1 pseudogene is annotated in these 2,036 nt (G+C 49.8%); it reads left to right on the forward strand.

Annotated elements, in window-relative coordinates:
• Window positions 1-2,036: pseudogene (locus ACP5J3_RS13700) on the forward strand (hypothetical protein); the annotation flags it as partial.

A 2,036-nucleotide genomic window follows, 5' to 3' on the forward strand; every position in this document is an offset into this window, starting at 1 on the left:
CGGCACCCTAGACCTAGTCGATACGCAACTCACCCAGACCGTGATAACCTCAAAGAATAGGATAGTCATCTACAGATACAGGACGGATTATGGCACATTTATAGTGCCCTTTGAGTTCAAGACCTTTGATTACGGAAGGGCTGACAGAGACTTTGGAGAAGGTCCAGGCGTGGTGCCTATAGAGGGCGGGATATTAGTGGAGTGGAGAGTACCCACGGCCAGGGTTGAGGTGACAGGTCTCTACGATTTAAAGGGTAACCCGGTGTTGTTGCCCGAGTATATTACACTAAAGGTGCAGGTTCTTATAGGCGGTAAGTGGGTAGAGTTCTCAACAGATCAAGTGCGTTGGACGCCTACCTTGAAGAATTTGAGAGACGTATTAGTTAATATATGTGGTAAGAAACTAGGAAGAGCCGTTGATACTTTGAAAGATCTAATGGATTGCTATAGGTCAATGCAGAGATCAGACTTCGTCGAAGCCGTAAGGCGACTATACTCGCCGGCGACGCTGTCTTTTGCAATAGGGATGTTGCAACTAACCGACGGAAAAGCTGAGGTAAAGGTGGGTGAGGGTCTGAGGGCAAAGCTGGTGGCTGAGTACTTCTATCCCGAGTCGGGAGCCACTACCTCTGCGGTTGTGGGCGTGTATCCCATTGTGGCAAAGGCGCCTGGTAGCGTGAGGACTGATCTAACCGTTGCCCTACTGCCCGTGGCCATAAGGCTATATCAATACGACGGGAATATCCTGCCTAACGGCAAGTTCTTAACTATAACCAGTTCTCTAACTAATCTGAGGTTCAGAATTGAAGGCGGGGGCGTGCTCTTTGACAAGATTGGCCTAGAAGCTGTGGTAAAGAACCCGTGGGATAATAGTATCATGCTGGCTTTGCCCCCGTACGACGTACCGCCTCTGATGGTCGGCGGTGAGAAAGTGCACGTAATGTCGTTCTTCAACGCTAGCGGCTACCTACCGCTGTCACCTCTGTACGGGACTGTGTGTATCGATAGCAAGAGAGTTGAATATTACAACGTCACAGATATAGTCGAAGTTTTGGAGCGCGGGGCTTCTGTACAAATATGTGGTTTAGAAGACAGAGTTAATCTAAGGGATTTCTTCGGTAAGTACACAGAGATATCCTCGAGCCAGAATTACAAGATCGAGGCATACCTAGGCGGTATACGTGTTGCGCTGGCGCTTCTACAGTCTGGAAAATATGCCGTAGGCCCGTTGGGCTGGCTTATAGAGACAGATGATAATTTAAGAGCCGCGTTAGAAGGGGAATACAACGTCCTTCAAAAACAACTCGAGGATGTGAAGGCCGTTTACAACGTTGAGATAAGGCGGGGGGCTGGCCGTCTGTATTCAGTGCAACACCTTGTACACATGGCTGTCGCGCTGGTGACTCTAAACGTACTGCCGCGTGACTTATGTGGTAGCACGTTGCCAGGTGGAGTATTAAAGTTGAAGGTAGAGTACGAAGGTGGGACGTACGTATTTGAGTCCAGTCTTCAACGTAATCAATACGAGGTCGCCATGCCACTTGCGTTGCCAGTTGACGAAAATGGAATTGTGGCCGGGGACGGGTATCTGTTAGTCACAGCGTCTTTAAGCTACTACGGCTATGATATCAACGCCGTAAACGCGTCAACGCTTAAGCCTCTAAAGGTGCGCATCCCAGTTAAACTCCTGCCTCAGCTCAAGTCCACGATAACCTTTGCTGTGTCGCCGTTGCTGTTCAGCGTGTGGAGCGTGACGCCTGAGGGCTATACAAAGGATAGGCTATCAGGCTTTGTCGTCAGCGTCTACAGCGTGAAGACGAGACCCGCCTCGGGCGAGATGTCCCGCAGTATATCCAACTTGACGCGTTACGACAATCCTATCAGCGATAAATACGGCTATGCTTATGTGGAGGGCGTGCCGATAAATGAAACGTTTAGAGTCATCGTGAGGACGATAGTTCCCGAGGCCGACAGCAGATATCCGTATACACTTGCCCAAATTCTCAGGAGGAACTCGTACGGAGCCTACCATGTGG

The sequence above is a fragment of the Pyrobaculum sp. genome, from assembly GCF_049971835.1.
Classification (GTDB): domain Archaea; phylum Thermoproteota; class Thermoprotei; order Thermoproteales; family Thermoproteaceae; genus Pyrobaculum.